The 5,796-nt window shown below is 69.9% G+C and carries 2 protein-coding genes; both read left to right on the top strand.

Annotated elements, in window-relative coordinates; translation table 11 throughout:
* Positions 1–35: 35 nt before the first annotated feature.
* On the top strand, positions 36–5,234 hold the full coding sequence (locus J0911_RS09200; RefSeq protein WP_207275173.1) for an RHS repeat-associated core domain-containing protein: 5,199 nt from the start codon (positions 36–38) through the stop codon (positions 5,232–5,234).
* Positions 5,234–5,728: a hypothetical protein gene (locus J0911_RS09195; protein ID WP_207275172.1), complete on the top strand. Its 495-nt coding sequence runs from the start codon at positions 5,234–5,236 to the stop codon at positions 5,726–5,728. The genes J0911_RS09200 and J0911_RS09195 overlap by 1 nt, the downstream gene beginning before the upstream one ends.
* Positions 5,729–5,796: the final 68 nt, after the last annotated feature.

Raw genomic sequence — 5,796 nt, 5'->3', positions numbered from 1 at the left:
TGGCGTCGTCCGGGGTGTCGGTCGGGACGCGGTACGTGGAGGTGTTCGGTCCGGACGGGGAGCGTCTGGACTCGGCGTTCTCGTCCGGCTCCACGCACGTCTTCAACGTGGACCCGATCCCCGCGGCGGGGACGTACACCATCGTGGTCCGGCCCACGAGTACCGCGACGGGTTCGGCCACGGTCACCGTGTCGTTGCGGGACGATGCGGGAGCACTCGTCCTCGACGGCGCGGCCACGGAGTTCGTCGTCGGGCGGGCTGGGCAGGAGGTCGCCGGGACCCTGGACCTGTCTGCCGGCCAGGACGTGGCCCTGTCCTGGACGGTGGAGAACCTGGGTAACCGGTACGTCGAGCTGTTCGACCCGGACGGCACGCGCCTGGCCTCCCGCTTCACGTCGGGAGCCTCCGGCTCACTGAGCGAGGCGGCGGTCCCGGTGTCCGGGACGTACACCGTTCTGGTCCGACCGATGACCCCGTCGACCGGAACGGTGTCCGTGTCGGCGACGGAGCCGGCCGACGCCCTCGTGCAGCGCGGCGTGACGCGGGCATCGGTCAAGGACGCTCGGCCGGAGCCCGAGCTCGAGGATGCCGACGACAGCTCGACGAGCGCGTTGCCGGAAGGTGTGAAGCCGCAGTGGACGCCGGATGCGGCCAATCTGCAGGGCGTCGACTGGGTGACGCGCCGGGACGAGGCCGACGTACCGAGAAACCTGCGCGCGGCCCGCGGTACGACGGCCGTGGCCGGGCATGTCCTCGATCTGAAGGGCAAGCCCCTGGCCGGGGTGACGGTCACCGCCGGGGACGTGTCGACCCGGAGCGACAAGAAGGGCCGGTTCCTTCTCGAGGACGTCTCGGCGGCCGCTCCGATGATCGTGGTGGACGGTTCGAGCGCGAACACGAACAAGGCGGCCTACGGCACCTTCCGGATCCAGGTCGAGGTGGAGCCGGGCACCACGACACAGCTGCCGGCGACCGTGTGGATGCCGCGGCTGGACACGGAGCACACCGTCGAGCTGGAGGTGCCCACCACGACGGAAACGGTACTGACCTCGCCGTACATCCCAGGGCTGGAGGTGCGCCTGCCGGCGGGGACGGTCGTGCGTGACGCGGACGGCAACGTGGTGCGGGAGCTGGGCATCACTCCTCTCCCGTTGGACCGCGCCCCGTTCCCGATGCCCCGGTACGGCGACATCCCGCTGTACTTCACGGTGCAGCCGGGCGGCACGTTCGTGTTCCCCGAGGGCGCGCAGATCGTCTACCCCAACTACACGGGGCTGGCTCCCGGGGAGCGGGTGGAGTTCTTCGACTACGAGCCGGAGGGTGAGGGCTGGCGCAAGTACGGGCACGGGACCGTCTCGGAGGACGGCACCCAGGTGGTGCCCGACGAGGACACACGGGTGTGGAGCTTCGACGGGTCGAGCTTCAACTGGTCCGGCTCGGAGAAACCCGGGCAGAGCCGCTTCTCCGACTTCTTCGACTGGCTCTCGGGCGACCCGGTGGACCTGTCGACGGGTCTGCTGACCGATACACGCACCGACCTGGCCGTCGACGACGGCATCGCACCGATCGCCGTGGAGAGGTCGTACTGGCAGGGCGACCAGGCGTCGCGCGAGTTCGGGATCGGACAGCATCTGAACTACGGGATGTGGCTGCACTCGGAGGAGTACTGGCAGGAGGTCGACCTCTACCTTCCCGGTGGTGGCAAGGTGCATTACGTCCGTACGACACCGGGCAACAGCCTGAACGAGACGGAGATGGAGGCGGTCGACACGACGGGGCCGTTCCGGTCCTCGACGATCTCCTACGTCCAGGGCGGATGGGACCTGGTGACCCTGGACGGACTCACCTACCACTTCCCGCACGTCTCCCGCGCCACGTCGATCACCGACCGCAACGGGAACGAGGTCAGGCTCACCCGCGACGGCGGCACCGGTGGTGGTCCGGGCAACGACCTCACCCAGATCACGTCACCGACCGGCCGCTGGATCAAGCTGGAGTACGACGCGGAGCACCGCATCACGAGCGCGCGGGACAACATCGGGCGAACGGTGACGTACACGTACGACGAGGCCGGCCATCTCTCGACGGTGACGGATCCGGCCGGGAACGTCTCGACGTACACCTATGACACCGAGGGCCGGATCGACTCGATCACGGACGCCCGTGGAATCACGTACCTGTCGAACGAGTACGACGCGAACGGGCGCGTGTCCCGTCAGACGTTGACCGACGGTCAGGTCTTCGAGTTCGAGTACACCCTGACCGCCGACGGGACCGTGTCCGAGACGCGGGTGACGCGTCCGGACGGTTCGGTGCGCGAGGTCAGCTTCGACGCCGACGGTGTCGCCATGAGCGACACGATCCTGTCCGGCAGCGGGACCGAGCGCACCACGACGTTCACACGCCGGGCGGACAACCTGGTGACGGAGGTGGTCGACCCGTACGGGCGGGTGTCGAGGCACTCGTACGACGAACGCGGCCTCCTCGAGTCGACGAGCGTGCTCTCGGGCACGGCCGACGAGGCGGACCTGGGGACGACGACGTACGGCGCGTACACGCTCCCGGTCGAGCACACGGACCCGGCGGGGAACGTGACCCGTATGCGGTACGACGATCGGGGAAACCTCGTCGAGACGATCGATCCGGAGGGCCGTTCCCGGACGGCGACCTACAACGCGCGCGGCCAGGTGACCTCGGTGACGGACGCGTCCGGGAACACGAGCGAGTTCGGCTACGTGGCCGGTGATCTTGTCTCGGTGACCGGCCCGGACGGTGCGACGACCCGGATGTTCACCGACGCGGTCGGCCGCCGGACCGTGACCGAGGCGCCGGACGGTGCGATCCGGACGATGGAGCTCGACGAGCTGAACCAGCCGGTGCGGTTGACCGACCCGCTCGGGTTCGAGCAGTCGTACACGTACGACCCGAACGGGAATGTCACGGGTTTCACGGATGCCGCGGGGCGTGTGACGTCGTGGACGTACGACGACTCGGACCGGGTCGTGGCGCGAACCGATGCCTCCGGCGCGTCGGACACGTTCGCCTACGACGCCGCGGGCCGGATCTCCGAGACGACGTCGCGGGCGGGGCGTTCGGTCTCCTACGGGTACGACGGCCTGGGACGGGTGATCTCCGAGGAGTACGCGTCCGGCGGCCAGTTCGCCTCGGCGGTGACCTACGCGTACGACGAGTTCGACCGGCCCGCGAGCGTGACCGACAGCGAGATCGGGACGACGTCGTACACCTACGACGTCCGGGACAGGGTGGTAGGCGTCGATGAGCCCGCCGGCTCCACGACGTTCGAGTACGACGCGAACTCCCGGGTGGTCTCGGCGACCATGGCGGGGCAGCAGGCCCGGACCTACACCTACGACGCGACCGGTGCGCTGACCGGGATCGACCAGGGCGGTACGAGCGTGGGGCTGGATCTCGACGCCGCGGGCCGGTTGTCGCAGGTGTCGCTGCCCGGAGGGTGGACCCAGTCGTACACGTACGACACCGGCGACCGTGTCACCGCGCTCACCTACGCCCACGGCGGTCAGGTGCAGGGCGATCTCGCGTACACCTACCTGCCGGACGGCAAGGTCGGCTCGGTGGCCGGTTCGTACGCCAACGTCACGCTGCCGGCCGAGCGGTCCGCACTGGAGTACGACGTCCTGAACCGGCTGACCTCCGCGGGCGGGGTTCCGCTGGAGTACGACCAGGACGGGAACATGCTCACCGACGGCAGCCGCACGTTCCAGTGGGACGCGCGTGGACGCCTGGCCGGCGTCGCCGGCGCGACCGTGGCGACCGAGTTCGGGTACGACCCGACCGGTGGACGTGCCGCACGGACGAACGACGGCGACCGGACCGGCTTCCTGGATCTCGGGCCGAACACCGCCGTCGAACTGGACGCGGACGGCGAGGTCGCGGCCGAGCTGCTCTCCGGCGGGATGGACCAGTGGTTCGCCCGCATCCATGAGGGCGGCACCGACGCGATCCTGACCGATCTGCTCGGTTCCCCGCTCGCCCTGGGGGCGGCGGACGGGACGACGTCGGCGCGGTACAGCTACGACCCGTTCGGCGTCACCACCACGACCGGCGACACGCACGGAGCCGACCTCGGGTTCACGGGCCGTCAGGACGACGGCACGGGTCTGACGTACCACCGCGCCCGCTACTACCACCCCGAACTCGGCCGCTTCATCTCCGAGGACCCCATCGGTCTCGCGGGTGGGACCAACCTGTACGCCTACGCCGCCAACGCTCCGACGTCGTACACCGATCCCACGGGGACGAACCCGCTCCTGCTGGCCTGCGCGGGCGGGGCGCTCGTCGATGGTGGGATCAGCTACCTCGGCCAGCGGCTCTCCGGCCGCAAGGTCCAGTGGGGCGACGTCGGCGCGGCTGCGGCGACCGGCTGTGTCGGCGGGATGCTCCTGGGCCCGATCGGCGGACGGGCCATCCAGGCCGGCCGCATCGGAACGGCGGCACGCCCCGCCGCCAACGGGGCGGCCAGGGGCGCCGACGACATCCTCGACGGTGCGGGCGCCCTGTGTCGCCGGCCGAACAGCTTCGACGCCGGAACGCTCGTGCTGATGGCCGATGGCAGCCGCAAGCCGATCGAGGACGTCGAGGTCGGCGACCTCGTGCTCGCGTCCGACCCGGTGACCGGAGAGCAGGGCGCTCGGCGGGTCACGGACCTGATCCGTCACGGTGGCGTGCACACCATGGTCGACGTCGGGTTCGCCGACGGCGGGCAGGTCGACGCGACCGACGAGCATCCGTTCTGGGTGGTGTCGGAGGACGCGTGGGTGGACGCGATCGACCTGGAGGCCGGCGATCTCGTCCTCACGGCGGAGGGCTCGACACTCCGGGCCACGAGCGTCGACGTCAGCCGCTACGACGTCACCGCCTACAACCTCACGATCGCCGACCTGCACACCTACCACGTCACCGCGGACGACGTCCTCGTCCACAACGCGGGTGACGACAGCCCGGTCGGGGAGGTGTTCCGGGACGGGGCGTACCGCTTCCAGATCTTCTCGAACGACCACGCCCCGGCGCACGGGCATCTCCAGGGGCCGGGGATCAAGGGGCACGGGATCCAGATCGGCCAGAACGGCAAGCCGCTGGACCCCAACATCAAGCTGACCTCTGCGCAGCAGAAGGTCATCGACAATAATCTGAGGACGATCCGCAACTCGATCCGCAACTACATGAAGTGGTACAAGCAGAATCCGGGCTGCTGATGAGAACGTTCGACGAGGCATTGCGTGAGCTCGCGGCGATGGCCGGTGCCGACGCGCAGCCGGCTCACGACGACGAGCACGTGCGGTGGACCTTGTACGAGGCATCGCTGCCGGACCCGGAGCGCCGCGGGGTGCTTCAGGACGCCCTGAGAGGAGAAGCGAACGCGCCGCTCGTGTCGGCGGTGGTCACGAAGGCGCTCGAACTCGTCCCCGACGGCGAACGGCGGCAGTGGGTGGACCTGCTGCCGCCCGGACCGCTCCGGGACTTCGCCCGGGTGCGGGCGACCGAACTGGGGATCTGGGAGAGCCTGGCTGCCGGGGAGCGTCCGGTAGACGGCCCGGCGGAGATCGACGCCTGGTCCCGGTGGCTTCAGCTCCGGATCGCCGAGCAGCTCGACAGCGTGCGGCTCCTCGAGGAACTGTCGCAGGCGGGTGCGACGAAGCGCATCCGTCGTTCGGCGCGCGAGCGTCTCCGCTTGCTCCGGGCGTCGTGACGGCAGGAGACGTGCCTCCCTCGGTGTCGTCGTCCCGGTAGCCCACGGAGGGTGCGGCGCGGTGGCCC

This window comes from Myceligenerans salitolerans (genome assembly GCF_017349295.1).
GTDB classification, from domain to species: Bacteria; Actinomycetota; Actinomycetes; order Actinomycetales; family Cellulomonadaceae; genus Myceligenerans; species Myceligenerans salitolerans.
Note: the sequence above shows the minus strand (reverse complement) of the source record. Positions and strands in the feature narration are given on the sequence as shown.

Excerpts from the sequence above, each read along its gene's own strand:
- J0911_RS09195 (WP_207275172.1), top strand. The coding sequence starts at position 5,234 with ATGAGAACGTTCGACGAGGCATTGCGTGAGCTCGCGGCGATGGCCGGT.